At 53.9% G+C, this 13,416-nt stretch carries 13 protein-coding genes and 1 other RNA gene; 9 read left to right on the top strand and 5 right to left on the bottom strand.

Annotation, left to right across the window (positions count from 1 at the left end; all coding sequences use genetic code 11):
- The first annotated feature begins 84 nt into the window (after positions 1 to 84).
- From ACIQU2_RS27220 to ACIQU2_RS27200, 5 genes are all read left to right on the top strand, one after another.
- Positions 85 to 357, top strand: coding sequence for a hypothetical protein (locus ACIQU2_RS27220; protein WP_347802344.1), 273 nt, complete (start codon positions 85 to 87; stop codon positions 355 to 357).
- 54 nt (positions 358 to 411) lie between these two features.
- A complete protein-coding gene (locus tag ACIQU2_RS27215) occupies positions 412 to 591 on the top strand; it encodes a hypothetical protein (RefSeq protein ID WP_347802345.1) in 180 nt (59 codons plus the stop codon).
- Between the two features lie 92 nt (positions 592 to 683).
- A complete protein-coding gene (locus ACIQU2_RS27210) occupies positions 684 to 938 on the top strand; it encodes a hypothetical protein (protein ID WP_403145374.1) in 255 nt (84 codons plus the stop codon).
- Positions 939 to 1,046: 108 nt separating this feature from the next.
- Positions 1,047 to 1,440, top strand: a transfer-messenger RNA (tmRNA) gene (gene ssrA / locus ACIQU2_RS27205).
- A 187-nt stretch (positions 1,441 to 1,627) separates the two neighbouring features.
- On the top strand, positions 1,628 to 2,884 hold the full coding sequence (locus ACIQU2_RS27200) for an integrase domain-containing protein (protein ID WP_403145371.1): 1,257 nt from the start codon (positions 1,628 to 1,630) through the stop codon (positions 2,882 to 2,884).
- A gap of 566 nt (positions 2,885 to 3,450) precedes the next feature.
- On the opposite strand, the gene ACIQU2_RS27195 is transcribed toward ACIQU2_RS27200, so the two are convergent.
- The gene (locus tag ACIQU2_RS27195; protein ID WP_403145370.1) at positions 3,451 to 3,708 is read right to left on the bottom strand and encodes a hypothetical protein; all 258 of its coding nucleotides are present in this window, start codon (positions 3,706 to 3,708) and stop codon (positions 3,451 to 3,453) included.
- 117 nt (positions 3,709 to 3,825) lie between these two features.
- On the opposite strand from ACIQU2_RS27195, the gene ACIQU2_RS27190 reads away from it, so the two are divergent.
- From ACIQU2_RS27190 to ACIQU2_RS27180, 3 genes are all read left to right on the top strand, one after another.
- Complete coding sequence (locus ACIQU2_RS27190) at positions 3,826 to 4,698, top strand: helix-turn-helix transcriptional regulator (RefSeq protein WP_403145368.1); 873 nt, start codon at positions 3,826 to 3,828, stop codon at positions 4,696 to 4,698.
- A 135-nt stretch (positions 4,699 to 4,833) separates the two neighbouring features.
- Entirely contained in the window at positions 4,834 to 5,898 is a 1,065-nt protein-coding gene (locus ACIQU2_RS27185) for a hypothetical protein (RefSeq protein WP_403145366.1), read from the top strand.
- Positions 5,899 to 5,910: 12 nt separating this feature from the next.
- Positions 5,911 to 7,509 carry a hypothetical protein gene (locus tag ACIQU2_RS27180; protein ID WP_403145364.1) on the top strand — a complete coding sequence of 533 codons (1,599 nt, stop codon included), beginning with the start codon at positions 5,911 to 5,913 and terminating at the stop codon, positions 7,507 to 7,509.
- A gap of 348 nt (positions 7,510 to 7,857) precedes the next feature.
- On the opposite strand, the gene ACIQU2_RS27175 is transcribed toward ACIQU2_RS27180, so the two are convergent.
- The 4 genes from ACIQU2_RS27175 to ACIQU2_RS27160 form a co-directional block, all read right to left on the bottom strand.
- Complete coding sequence (locus ACIQU2_RS27175; RefSeq protein WP_403145363.1) at positions 7,858 to 9,288, bottom strand: IS1182 family transposase; 1,431 nt, start codon at positions 9,286 to 9,288, stop codon at positions 7,858 to 7,860.
- A 145-nt stretch (positions 9,289 to 9,433) separates the two neighbouring features.
- The gene (locus ACIQU2_RS27170; protein ID WP_403145361.1) at positions 9,434 to 9,631 is read right to left on the bottom strand and encodes a hypothetical protein; all 198 of its coding nucleotides are present in this window, start codon (positions 9,629 to 9,631) and stop codon (positions 9,434 to 9,436) included.
- Positions 9,632 to 10,049: 418 nt separating this feature from the next.
- Positions 10,050 to 10,844, bottom strand: a complete 795-nt coding sequence (locus ACIQU2_RS27165) for a hypothetical protein (protein WP_403145358.1) — start codon at positions 10,842 to 10,844, stop codon at positions 10,050 to 10,052.
- 272 nt (positions 10,845 to 11,116) lie between these two features.
- Positions 11,117 to 11,728, bottom strand: a complete 612-nt coding sequence (locus ACIQU2_RS27160; RefSeq protein ID WP_403145355.1) for a hypothetical protein — start codon at positions 11,726 to 11,728, stop codon at positions 11,117 to 11,119.
- A 1,182-nt stretch (positions 11,729 to 12,910) separates the two neighbouring features.
- Between ACIQU2_RS27160 and ACIQU2_RS27155 the strand changes: the two genes are divergently transcribed.
- The coding region (locus ACIQU2_RS27155) for a DUF3987 domain-containing protein (protein ID WP_403145353.1) at positions 12,911 to 13,416 on the top strand (506 nt) is incomplete at its 3' end.

The following is a 13,416-nucleotide window of genomic DNA, read 5'->3' as shown; positions in this document are numbered from 1 at the left end:
CCGGAAATTACCGGGCTTTACCCAAACTCGGCAGCCCGTCCTGACGGCCAGCGATGCCTGGACCCTCAGTTCAAGGAGATACTCATGAAACGTTCTGTACTGTTAGGTCTGTTCGTTACTGTCTCGCTGATGGCGTCCACCTCGTTTGCCGCCGAAGACCTCTGTGCGGTCAACTTGAAAACCATCGAAAATGCCAAGACACAGACTCCTCCTGAGATGACTGATCAGGTAATGGAAAGCGTCACGAAAGCCAAAGCCGATCAGGCAAAAGGCACCAAGGAAGGGACGGATGACTGCATCGCCGAGACCGAACAAACTATCCAGCAAATCAAGAACGCGAATAAAGGTGGGAAGTAATCCAGTACAAGGCCAACCTTCGGGTTGGGCTGGTGGCCCCCGGAGCCACCCAATATGAAGCAAACCAAAACCCGCCAATTGCGGGTTTTGTTGCATCTGGGTTGCTCACGTGGAAGAGGCCACCAGCGAAAAGAAGCGATTGCGCCCGCGTTTAAAGCCATTGCTTCTATCAAACAATTTTTTCATAGCCTTTCTGAAAAAACCGAATTCCTGCGCTGCGTCGTAGTCTTTTAAGTAGGCCTCATTAATCGTGGCTTGTTTTTCGACCTCGGCCGAGCCGCCCGCTCATACGGCAGCACCGAGACCATCAGTTCAAGGAGATATCCATGAAACGTACCGCACTTGCTGGTTTGTTCATGTCTGCTGCAATGTTGGCCTCTCCCGTATTTGCAGCGGACAACGACCTTTGTACGAGCAAGCTTCAAGAGCTCAAAGCCAAAGTGACAGCACTGCCGGCGAGCTCCGATAACACCACAATGGAGATCAAAAGACTGCTGGCCAGCGCCGAAGCTTCAAAAGCCTCCGGGGACGACAAGAAATGCGCCACCGAGGCCATCCAGGCATTGGCGCTGACACACTGAGCAACGACCCATGATCACTCGCGGCCAACCTTCGGGTTGGCCTTCTGAGCCGCGTTGACGTACACTGCGCACGTCTGTTGCTCACTTGATTCACCGAGCAACAGGCTCGGGGCCGTTTAGGATTCGACGCCGGTTGCGAAACTTTAGGTGCATGCCGAGTTGGTAACAGAACTCGTAAATCCACTGTTGCAACTTTCTATAGTTGCCAATGACGAAACCTACGGGGAATACGCTCTCGCTGCGTAAGCAGCCTTAGCCCTTCCCTCCTGGTACCTTCGGGTCCAGCAATCATCAGGGGATGTCTGTAAACCCAAAGTGATTGTCATATAGAACAGAATCGCCGTGCAGTACGTTGTGGACGAAGCGGCTAAAACTTACACAACTCGCCCAAAGCAACCTGCCCGTCGGGTCGATGAGGGTTAACTTAATAGACACGGCTACGCATGTAGTACCGACAGCGGAGTACTGGCGGACGGGGGTTCAAATCCCCCCGGCTCCACCACTTCAACATCTAAAGACGTCCACGGACGTCTTTTTTTGTGCCTGAAATCCAGTGAAATCAAGGGTTTCCAGCTCTTCTGGGGGCCAACGAGGTTTTTGGAGTTCCAGACAGTTTGGTATCCCAGGTGGTATCCCGGGCTACCCGGTGCTATTTTTAGGATACCAAAACGGTGCCCGAGGTAGCTCCCATGCCTACTCAAGCAACCCGTCTCTCCGATCGCCAGCTCAAGGCGGTCAAGGCAACTGGTAAAGACTTCGTCCTTAGCGACGGCGACGGCCTACAGCTTCGAGTACGCGCCAGCGGCTCGATGATGTGGAATTTCAATTACCGCGAACCGTTGACCAGAAGCCGTATCAATATGGCACTCGGTCCATACCCCGACCTCTCGTTAGCCAACGCCCGGAAGAAAGCCGCAGAAGCGCGTGAGTTGCTCGCTCTGGGCATTGATCCCAAAGCTCAACGCGATGAGGTAAGGCAAGCCAAACTCGCTGAGACCGAGCACACCTTCGAGAAGGTGGCCACCGCCTGGTTCGAGCTAAAGAAGGACTCCGTGACGCCGGCATATGCCGAAGACATTTGGCGCTCGCTAACGCTGCATGTTTTTCCCGACTTGAAAACAACGCCTCTCTCGCAGATCAGCGCCCCGATGGTCATCAAGCTCCTTCGCCCCATCGAAGCCAAAGGCAGCCTCGAGACAGTGAAGCGATTGAGCCAACGGCTCAACGAGATCATGACCTACGGGGTGAACTCTGGGTTGATTTTCGCTAACCCCCTCAGTGGCATTCGGGCGGTATTCAAGAAACCCAAGAAACAGAACATGGCCGCGCTACGACCCGATGAGCTTTCCGAGCTCATGATCGAAATCGCGAACGCCAGCATCAAGCGGATCACCCGCTGCCTGATCGAATGGCAACTGCACACTATGACTCGTCCTGCCGAAGCGGCTACCGCCCGATGGGTAGACATCGACTTTGACAAACGCATCTGGACCATCCCGCCGGAGCGCATGAAAAAGCGTCGCCCGCATACCATCCCGCTGACCGAACAGGCACTCGCGTTACTGGAGGCGCTCAAGCCCCACAGCGGCCACAGGGAATACGTGTTCCCGGCAGATAGAAATCCGCGCACCCACGCCAACAGCCAGACCGCCAACATGGCGTTGAAGCGCATGGGCTTCCAGGACCGCTTGGTCAGCCACGGCATGCGCTCGATGGCCAGCACCATCCTGAACGAGCATGGGTGGGATCCGGAGCTGATCGAAGTCGCGCTGGCGCATGTCGACAAGGACGAAGTCCGAAGCGCGTACAACCGAGCTGACTACATCGAACGCCGGCGTCCGATGATGGCTTGGTGGAGTGAGCACATCCAGAAAGCGGCCACTGGCAACCTGTCGGCATCTGCGATCAATCAAACCAGGGACCACAACGTCGTGCCGATACGGTGAGCGCTCACCGGACGCCGCCGGTAACCGAAAATGACTCCTCAGATGGAGTGATGGTTGATTTGGCGACAGCGGCGACAGCGGCGACAACCCGCGTAATACCTAGTCTGCAGCATGGCGACAGAAGTGGCGACTGTCGCCGTTGCAAGCCTTGCTCTTGGAGCCTTTTGACTAAGTCCATGCGGGCGGGAAGGCTCCGCATTCCCACTCGCATGGGCTATGCGTTATGGCATCTCACTTGAACGCCTAATTGCATTTCCACTGACCAGTCGTTTGCATCCAACTTGACCAGTCATTTGCATTCGCGCTGACCAGCCGTTTGCAGTTGATGGGTGCCAGGGGGCGCCACTCAGCGCGATTGCGTCAGCCAAGCACTGAAGGACTGCAACCCAAAGCGGACGCTCACCTGAAGGTCCTTATCGATTGTGGCTATCTCCTTCAATTCATATCTACATGTTTTTGCAAACCACGACCGTGCAAGTATTCGCTCAGCACAGGCTCCGCATCAGTCCCAAGGCATCACAACATGCTCCAACTGTCTCGACCGTGCGATAGACTACGGACAGTATTCATTTGCCTTCGGGCAACAGCTCCTCCAGCAACGTTACCTTCCTCTGCAACTGATCCACATGCGCCCTCTCAGCACCTAGTGCCGAACGAAGCTCCTTGTTCTCTGACTCATGAATGCGCGCCCAGCGCAAAGTCGTACGGCAATTGACAATCGTGTCCCACACCTTTTGCAACCTCAGATAATGGGCCAGCAGCAGCACAGCAATCACCACCATCATCACCAGGGCCGCTGCCGAAATCACATCCATCGTAGTCATGTTCAATCCTTTCGCTAAGTCGCTTGTTCCGAAGACAGCCAAAGAATATGTAGTGATTTATTACACGTATAGATTGTAGACTTGTACAGGTAAACAAATCACGCACATGGTCGGGCCATGAAACGCACACAAGAGATCAACCAAGTCCGCTGGGACCTGGCACTTCGCTATCGTTTGATCGAAACCGTGGCCTGGTGGGAAGGCCGCCTTACCACGGGCCACCTGATGCAGAGCTTCGGCATCAGCCGCCAGCAGGCGTCCAAGGACATCAATACCTACATCACCGAACATGCGCCTAAAAACCTTACATATGACAAGCAACTGAAGGGTTATGTACCGAGCAAGCACTTCAAGCCGCTGTTCATCGATGACAGTGCCAATGCCTATCTGCAGCTGCTGAACCAGACCCACTCGCGGGCGCCGCATGTGGAGGGATTGGCACTGGCTTATGCGCATACCAAGGTACTGGAGGTGCCGGATCGCACGATTCGTCCGCAAGTACTGCGGCCACTGCTCAAGGCTTGCCGCAATGGCGAGGTGATCGCCATCGAGTATGTGTCGCTGTCCAACCCCGTGCCGGAGACGCGGCTGATATCACCGCATACCCTGGTCTACACGGGCATGCGCTGGCATGTGCGGGCTTATTGCGAGAAGAATCGGAAGTATCGGGATTTTGTGTTGAGCAGGTTCCGGGGGGAGCCAGAGTTCGAGCGGATGAGCGAGAACCTGATCAGCGAGGATGAGGTATGGAACACCCTTGTCGATGTGATCATCGAGCCGGACTCGCGTTTGAAACTCGAGCAAAAGGCGATCATTGAGGTCGACTTTGGGATGGAGCACGGTGAGCTGATGATACCGACGCGGTGTGCGCTGGTGGGTTATGTGTTGCAGCGGTACCAGATCGATCCAAAGAAGCTTGAGCCCAAGGCGTCGGCACAGCAGATTGTGGTGAAGAACTTGGAGGCGTTGAAGCCTTGGCTTTATGAGTAGATGCCAGGCAAATGACGGGCGGCCTTCGTATCGCATGAACAGAGGATATTCGAAAATGCCACTACAGGCATATTGACACCATGCGTGCGCTATGGAGAATCGCAGGCACTTTTGTCCACCATGGATGGCCTGCTCATGTATCGACGTATCTTCCTGCAATCGGCTCAAGGCTTCGGTGCCAACCTGGTTAGCCACGAGGGCGAATCGATGGCCCGCGACACATTGGGCTGCACCTTTATTTTCTCGTCCATCGGCGACGCCCTATCCCGAGCTTACGACTCGGCCAAGGAAACCGTCAGCGACGTGGCTGACAAAGTGGGCGATACCGTCTCCGATGCGTATGACGCCACCCGCGAAACGGTCGGCAATGTGGCCGACGCAGTGTCCGAAACTGCCTCCAATGTCTATAGCTCCACTGTCGAAACGCTGTCCGACGCGGCAGAAACAGTGGGTGACGTCGTGTCCGACGCCTACGACGCGACTCGCGAAACCGTATCCAACAGCTACGACGCCACTCGCGATTACGTGGGCGACGTGGTCTCCGGTGATAAGGAAATAGACTACCTGAAAGTGCTCGGCGGTGCCGCGATCGGCGTGGGGGCCATCGCGGCAGCACCCTTTACCGGCGGCGGATCGCTGGTCGGTGGCGCTAGCCTGCTTGGCTCACTGGCCGGGGCCGGCACCATCGCTGCTGCCGTGGGCGCTGGCGTTGCCGGTGCCGTGGTGGCAGCGAACCTGGACGGAGACGAGGAATCACGCAAGGCCGGGTTCGATGCTGGCGTCAAGAAAGCCAAAGCCGAGCAACTGGCTGAGATCTCGGTGCTGAAAGACCACCTCGAAAAAGCCATGGAAAGCCTCAAGGCAGCCGGCGAACACTTCAATGCAATCATCGCCCTGAACGCCGTGGCAGTCGCGACCGCCCAATGCGACGGCGATATCACACCATCCGAACGGGCAAACATCGAGCTTTTCATCAATGGCCTCGCCGCTGGCGCCATCCCAGAGGCGGTCAAAGCCAAAATCGAGTCGATCTACCAGCAACCGCCAACGGTGAAGGAAGCCTTCGAGCTGGCGAAAAAATCGGGCATGAGCCTGTCCATCTTCGACGAAATCATCAACTTGGTAGTGCTCTCGGACGATACCGTACACCCGCAGGAAGCGGCCTTCATGCAAGCCTGGAACAGCCTAAAAACCGCGTAAGGAAAGCGCCCGATGAGCAAGCTCGAACAGTTCAGAAAACAACAGGCCCTGCGCGAGCAACTAGCCAACCGCCCGCTGCTTTACGCCGCTGCCGCACCTGAAGATGTAGCGGCACTGCTGGCCAAGCAGGCCGACAGCGCACGTCTCGCCAGCCTGGACTACCACGCCTCGTTGAGCCTTACGCTACAGGCCGCCCCCAACGATGCTCGCGAACTGCTGAGAGAGCTCGAGCAGGAGTTCGACCAGGCTCGAATGAATGACCTGTTGGCCAAGGCACAGCGCGACATTATCGGCGCCATTGCCGGTCCACTGGGATTGGGTAAATTCCTTGCGGTGTACGACAAGCAAGGGGGTAATGTGACGACCGTTCACAATGCTCAGCAGGACATCTATGCCAATCCTGACGAAGAAAAATACTACCGCGATGACTATGACAGGGGTTTAAACAGCCAAGGTAAGAGATTCGCTGGAGCCAAGAAAAAATCGGTAGGAGCGACTTTTACCAGCGGCCAACTGGACGAAGAACAAATGCTCCGTGATGGCTACACCGGTGAAAAGGTCAAAGGAGATCAGACAAGCCCCGACCACATCATACCGCTGAAGAATTATCACCAGAATGGTGGCTTCATGCAGTCTAAAACCCAGCGCGCCGATTTTGGGACTGATACCGAGAACCTGGTCTCCACTCAGCGCCACATCAATCAGTCCATGAGTGACGATGAAAAGTTAGAGTGGCTGAAGAAAAAGTCTAGTGGTAGGCAGGAGACCAACGAGGAATACTACAAGGTTGATCGAAAGCTCGTTGAAAAAGCAGTGAAGCGTGGACAAGAAACTGCCGACCTCCACGCCCCTAGCACTTCGGAAAAGGCGGCATATTACACCGCCCACGCCGCCCAGACCGGCATGACCGAAGGCTTGAAGATGGGCACGCAGCAGGCCTTCGGCATGCTGATGGTCGAACTGTTCAGCAGCTCCTTGGACGAGATCAAGGACCTGTACCGCAACGGCCGCCAGAGCGACACCATCCTTGCCGAACTGGGCGAGCGCCTGAATCGCGTAGGCGTCAAAGTAGCGGGCCGATGGGAACAGATGCTGCACAGTTTCAGCGGCGGCTTCATTTCGGGCTTCGTGTCCAATGCCGTGACCGTGATGATCAACCTGTTCGTTACCACCGGCAAACGTGCCGTACGGATGATCCGCGAAGGGATCTTCTCGCTGCTCAAAGCACTGAAGACTTTCTTGTTCCCGCCGAAGGACATGACCTTCGCCCAGGCGGCACATGAAGCCTTGAAGTTGCTTGCTGCAGGCGGTGTCGTGGTTGGTGGCGTGGCCCTGGAAGAGGCTGCCGAGAAGCTTATTCTCGGGGTCCCGCTGTTTGCACCGTTTGCTGGTGTGCTGACGGCTGTGCTAGTGGGGGCGGTGACCGCGCTGAGCATGACTTTTGTCTGCTACCTGCTCGACAAGATCGATCTGTTTGGTGCGGTGCGTGCTGAGCGGGACAAGCAGATGATCGGGGCGCTGGATACGCGTATCGATGCGCAGATGACGCTGTCGATGAGCGTGATCGAAGAGTTGGACGGGTATCTGCTGACTGCGCCCTCCCCGGCTTGAGATACTACTGCGCAGGGGCGTGTTTATCGCTGCTCCAGCGCGGCTTGCTTCCTAGAACTGCCGATTACTCCGCCCATCCCCTAATTGCCCGCCCCACTGAAGTTTCGGGCAAGTCTCTTAGCCGAAAGCAGTCCTACGCGACCGTCTGCTTTGGGGTGTGCAGCCCTTCGCAACAGACTGCAATCGGCCCAGAGTGTGTAAAAACGTCAGATTGGGTTTTCTATACTGACGCTAGGAGACCGTGCTCACGTTTCGCAAACTGATCAAAGTCACAACGTTTTCAGGAACAGTTAAAACGGCTCAGTTGCCTCTTAAAGCCCTTTGAGTGGGGTAAAAAAGACCGGTTTTTTACGCCGTTAACGCTTTCATCAAGCTACTGGTACCGATGATTTTCATGACCCGTTTCAGGTTGTAGGCGAGCACGTTCAAGCTCATCTCGGCGCTAACCCCATTGAGCTTTCGGGTTAGGAAGTGTGTCGCGCCCATCCATTGCTTGAGCGTCCCGAAGGGATGCTCAACTGTCCGTTTTCGGATGCGCATCATCTCCGGGGCGTTACTCAGCCTGTTCTTCATTTCCTCCAATACGGCTTCATGCTCCCATCGCCGAACTCGCCGTTGCTTGCTCGGTGTGCACTTCGATTTCAGCTCGCATCCCTGGCAATTGGAACTCCAATATCGGTGTAACATCAGGCCTTTTTCAACGCTGGAAAAGCGCCAGATCAACGTCTCTCCAGCCGGACAAATGTATTCGTTTTTCGCGGTGTCATAGATGAAAGCATCGTTATTGAAACGCCCGTCCGCTTTGGCTCCAGAGGTCATCGGCTTGGGCACATAGGCGGTGATGCCGGCATCGTGACAAGCGAGGATTTCTTCGCTTTTGAAGTAACCTCGGTCAGCCACTACCGACAGCGTTTTTGACGCCATCGCCTCGCCGGCCTGCTTGGCCATCGAACTGAGTTGATCGCGGTCGGAACCGACGTTGGTCACCTCATGTGCAACGATCAAATGGTGCTGGGTATCGACCGCTGTCTGCACGTTGTAACCGACGATTCCCGTGCCGCGAGTCATCATGGAACGGGCGTCTGGATCGGTCAGTGAGACCTGTTTATCCGGCGATTCATTGAGTTTGATTTCGATCGCTTGAAGCTCCTTCATTTGAGTTTTGAGCCTGGCGATTTTCTCTTCCAGCCGCACGGCACTGGGCTCGGAAGCTGTGGGTTCTTGCTGGTCGGCTTCGTCGAGCGCAGTCAGATATCGATTAATACTCGATTCAATTTCTTCCATTCGCCGCTTCAGTTTGGCGCTGGTGAAACTGCGGTCACGGTTGTTGACGGCTTTGAATTTACTTCCGTCGATGGCGACCAGATTTTCTCCGAATAATCCCAACTGCTGGCACAGCACCACGAATTGGCGGCAGACGCCTCGGATGGCCTTGCTGTTGTCTTTTCGGAAGTTGGCAATGGTCTTGAAATCGGGCATCAAGCGGCCGGTCAGCCACATCAGTTCGACGTTACGCTGGGCTTCTCGCTCCAGGCGCCGGCTCGACTGAATGCGGTTCAGATAGCCGTAGATGTAGATCTTCAGGAGGATCGCGGGATGGTAAGCAGGCCGGCCAGTATCGGCTGGAATGGCACCTTCAAAACCCAGTTTGACCAGGTCGAGTTCGTCGACAAAGACGTCGACTACGCGCACCGGATTGGTATCGCTGACGTAGTCGTCGAGGCTCTCGGGAAGTAAGGTGCCTTGGCCTCGATGTTCACCTTGGATAAAGCGCTTCATGGGCGATCCCTGCGATGAAATCCTCAGAAATCATAGCAAGGGTTCGCAAAAGCGTTTACACACTCTGAGCCAACGCAGTCTCTTATGAGAGGCGACTATTGACCCAAGGCTGACCCTGCTCTCGCGAAACGCGGGGTCGGAGTTATCAGATTTGGAACAGGCGGGAGATCGCGGTCATGGCCTTGTCTCCGTCAGTTTCATAGAGACCGAACAGGCGCGTTTGGTCGCTCAGACGATGAAGCCGAAAATGGTTATAGAACGCTTGGCCTAAGCGCTGATTATCGAACGCTCCGCGTTCCCAAAGAGTTAAAAACTCTTGATACGCAACGCGCTCAATTTCCATTCTCGGCATGCTTTCCCATATACACATCCATTTATGTCAGTGATTACCGAATCCTACTGACGCCGGACAGATGCGGCAATGCGCAATTGGGGGCAATTTTTAATCATCCGAGCTGGTTTTGGAGTTTTTACACACTCTGGGCCAGAAGCGGACGAAGGCTGCCGTTGCTTAGGAGCTACAGTTAGTTCCCCCAGTCAAGGTGCTATAGGACATAAGCCTCCTTATGTGATATTGCTGACTACCAAGTTGAGCCTACATCACCCTCGTCAAATTACAAAATTGGGTAAGTCTGATTAGGGCAGTAAAACTTAGCAAGAACTCATAGCGATTGGAGCGAGTTAGCCAGCCGCAGGCGGGTGGCCTGCGGCGGGACTGACAGTCCTGACGAACAGTGTATTTCAGAAAACAAAGTTCAATACTAAACCTTATCTACAACAACCCCTGTAAGCAAGGATACCTTTGAAAGCCCGTAATGTTTCAGAAATCCTTCGTCAAGCTCATTAATTAGCTCATCATGATAATGCGAAAGCCACTTATACTTATCCAGCACTCTCTCTTGATCTGCATACTTATCTAGATTTCGCTTAATCAACGAACCGTGTCTTTCTAGGAACAGAATATATCCAGCCTCCGGATCATCAAGCTCACTTTGAATAGCTCGAATATAGTCGATAAAGTATAGGCCGTCATCGTCCTGCCTAATCAATTTATGAATGTGCTTTAACTCTTCATTCAGGGTATTACTTTTTGAGCGCATTAAGCGATCAGATTTCAGTACCTCCATCCATTTAGGGCTGATAACAATTCTAGGGAATATAGCTTCTTTTGATTCTAGTTCGTAAGCGTCGACCATTGCTGGCCCGAAAACGCGCTGATCTTCATGGAAGATATCGCCAAAAGCAACACCCCCGCGCACAATAACATCGTTATCTATCAATTCACTCTGTGCATGCACCAGCGCAAGTAGCTCATAAAACAGCAGGCCTATTTGATAATCAGAGTTTGCTTTGGAGTCTGTAAAACTTATACGCATTACACAGTCAGAAAATGTCGTAGTGACTGGGTGGTAAGGATCGTCATCGGGGTCAGCTGTAGGTGCGGCGTATTTGCTCATTTTCTCCAGAATAGAGTTGATGGCTTCTGCACTTTCATCCTTTATTAGGCTACGAAACCCCAATACATCCAAAAATGTAACAATTGCATTTCTATACATTACCTGCCCCCCCTGCATTGGGTTAATAGCACAATGACTTGGCATTTCCTAAGGGCTTATTAGGCAACCCCACATCCATTTTGCCATCTCTCGGCGCGTACTATCTATGCTTAAATAGAGATCGCCCCACGTCTCCGCACTTGGGCTGAAGGAGAGGACGAGGTTTCCCCCTTGCCCTCTGTTTAAAATTTAACCCCGGCCTTTCCCCCTACGGAGCTCATTCAGGGTCGATAGCATGAACACTCTGGGAGAGTTTCGTTTTCGCCTTTTTTCTATGTCGATGGCAATTTAGCTGTAGTCTCTTTCACAGACTGATCTGCATCAAATTTCTGAGCTGCATCGTTAGTTGCTGGAGGTTTTTCTTTCTTATACCAGTTGAAGACCTCAGCACTTGCCATAGTTACTCTGATGGATAAGGCCAGCGCTAAAAAAAACGGATACCAATAGACAATTATTTTTTCAAAGTTATTTTTACCAATACTACTACTTGCTTGTTCAAGTCGGCGGGAGTCGACTGCAATACTGGCATCAAGCTCTTTAAATTTACTTTCAATATCAAACGAATCGCTAGAAAGCTTCCCGCCTGATGATTTAGGCAAGCCATTGGACTTTTCGATAAATGCAAATGCTGCGAGACTATTGTAATCTGATCCCAAGACAAAGTATTTGATTTGATTTGCCTTCACTTCAGCAATGACACTTTCTGAAACAGCCTTTCGCAACTCGTAGCTACCGACGATAAGCGCGAAACACGCCATCGATAACCAAATGTAATCTCCTGCCTTCCAAAACGTTTTAGAGATAGCTCCGCGCGTCCGATATCCAAGCCAATGAAAAATCACAAGCGAGACCAAGAGCAAAATAAATGGCGCCAAAGCGAACAAGGTGAAAGCCTCTCAAAAAAATCCGGTGGGGAATACTATCGCGACATGTTCTGAGTTAGCTAGTGTTTGAGTGGCGTGTGGTTAAGAAACTATTCGCACGCTAAACTAGGGCACAAGACAAAAATCGCCGGCTTCGAATTTCCCTCGAATCTGCTGAATGTGTTCTTCTTGTAGCTAGAGATTGCCAAGGAATGTCGGCCGTGGCAAACCTTGTCTACAAGGCTGACCAACAGGGAACGAACATCCTCGCTGAAGGCGGCAACTGACCGTTCTCCGCCGGTCGTCACTACGGCGTTTGCTGGTCAAGTCGAATGCAATTGACTGGTCAGTGACAATGCAAATGGTCAAGTCCATGCAGTTATGCAGGCTCACATTAAAACCGACGAACGACCACCCGACCATGGAAAACCACCGACATCCAAGGTCTTCCAGCGCTACTGATTAGCGCAACAGTCGCCCCCAAAATACGGTTGACCGCGAGCAGAACGAGCGCTAAACAAGAACTGTACCAGCGCTGTCCTCGACAGCACTCAGGTAGCCAGAACCTTTGAGGCTACGCTACATCGTGGTGGTTCTCCCCTCAAGTGCGATTAGCGTCCGGCGGCTCGCACGGTCACAGGCGATGTGATGGATGCCCAATCTTCCAGAATGCCCACCGCGGCAACTCATGCCCCCTCCTGGCTGCTCTGCAGCAACTTATCCGCTTGGCAATTTCTTGCGCCAACCTGTTGCCCGTCTCTTTACCCCCGAAAGAGACGGGCGCATCTCACACTGCTGCAGCCCTGCTCGCACGGGGCTTTGCGGCTTTCCCCCACGTGACAATCGGCGTGACAAACACCGAATGCTCACTCGCCACAGCGATGCCGATGATGGTGCCGCAGTCCAGGGGATGGACTGCACCTGACTGACAGTCAGGCATGCCCCGGTCATCGCCTCACTGCCTTCACCTGACTCAGGATCTCGCGGCACTGGTTTCGTCAGCCAGTGCAGCCTCTACCCGCCCACCGCTATCGGTGTTCAGGAGGCCAGATCATGAGATGCCCTAGTTCCCGGTCGTAAGGAGCCGTCAGTCCCGCGTGAGTGGACAAACCTCACAGGTCGCAGGGGCCTTGATCCCTGATAACACTCAACAACCGTGGCGGGATGAGTGAGGACGAAGTCGATAATCTCAGGAGAATAGCGATGCAACTGTGCGAAGCGTTCGAGCCACCACAACCATTGCTGGACTACCAGCAGGCGCCACTGCTCTACCCGGTCGAAGCACTCGGGGAACTGTTGGGCCCTGCGGTCGAACGACTGGCCGAGGTGATCGGCGTGCCCTGCGCCATGGCTGCACAATCGGTGCTGGCCAGCGCTGCTCTGGTGAGCCAGGGTCATGCCAATGTCCAACTCGATGGCCGAACCTATCCGTTGTCCCTCTATCTACTGACAGTGGCGTCCTCGGGTGATCGCAAAAGCGCGGTGGATCATCTGGCACTGAAGGCGGCGCGCGACTGGGAACGACAGCAGTGGACCCTATATGCGGAAAAGCTCAAAACCTATCGCGCCGTTACCAACATCATGGCCAAACCCAAAACCTCAAAGAAACCCTCGGAGGCGGAAGGCGGCGAAGTATCCGAGCCGGTACCGCCGAGAGTGATCATTGCCGAGCCCACTATCGAGGGCCGGGTCTTATGTCTGTTCCATGG

It is taken from the genome of Pseudomonas sp. NPDC098740, from assembly GCF_044760065.1.
Classification (GTDB): Bacteria; Pseudomonadota; Gammaproteobacteria; order Pseudomonadales; family Pseudomonadaceae; genus Aquipseudomonas; species Aquipseudomonas rossensis.
The sequence above is the reverse complement of the archived record's forward strand: the minus strand, read 5'-3'. Positions and strand labels throughout refer to the sequence as shown.

What these genes read in the sequence shown, in the direction of transcription:
- ACIQU2_RS27165 (WP_403145358.1), bottom strand. Translation starts at nt 10,844, where the DNA reads ATGTATAGAAATGCAATTGTTACATTTTTGGATGTATTGGGGTTTCGT.
- ACIQU2_RS27180 (WP_403145364.1), top strand. Translation starts at nt 5,911, where the DNA reads ATGAGCAAGCTCGAACAGTTCAGAAAACAACAGGCCCTGCGCGAGCAA.
- ACIQU2_RS27210 (WP_403145374.1), top strand. Translation starts at nt 684, where the DNA reads ATGAAACGTACCGCACTTGCTGGTTTGTTCATGTCTGCTGCAATGTTG.
- ACIQU2_RS27200 (WP_403145371.1), top strand. Translation starts at nt 1,628, where the DNA reads ATGCCTACTCAAGCAACCCGTCTCTCCGATCGCCAGCTCAAGGCGGTC.
- ACIQU2_RS27220 (WP_347802344.1), top strand. Translation starts at nt 85, where the DNA reads ATGAAACGTTCTGTACTGTTAGGTCTGTTCGTTACTGTCTCGCTGATG.
- ACIQU2_RS27185 (WP_403145366.1), top strand. Translation starts at nt 4,834, where the DNA reads ATGTATCGACGTATCTTCCTGCAATCGGCTCAAGGCTTCGGTGCCAAC.
- ACIQU2_RS27215 (WP_347802345.1), top strand. Translation starts at nt 412, where the DNA reads ATGAAGCAAACCAAAACCCGCCAATTGCGGGTTTTGTTGCATCTGGGT.
- ACIQU2_RS27175 (WP_403145363.1), bottom strand. Translation starts at nt 9,288, where the DNA reads ATGAAGCGCTTTATCCAAGGTGAACATCGAGGCCAAGGCACCTTACTT.
- ACIQU2_RS27170 (WP_403145361.1), bottom strand. Translation starts at nt 9,631, where the DNA reads ATGGAAATTGAGCGCGTTGCGTATCAAGAGTTTTTAACTCTTTGGGAA.
- ACIQU2_RS27190 (WP_403145368.1), top strand. Translation starts at nt 3,826, where the DNA reads ATGAAACGCACACAAGAGATCAACCAAGTCCGCTGGGACCTGGCACTT.
- ACIQU2_RS27195 (WP_403145370.1), bottom strand. Translation starts at nt 3,708, where the DNA reads ATGACTACGATGGATGTGATTTCGGCAGCGGCCCTGGTGATGATGGTG.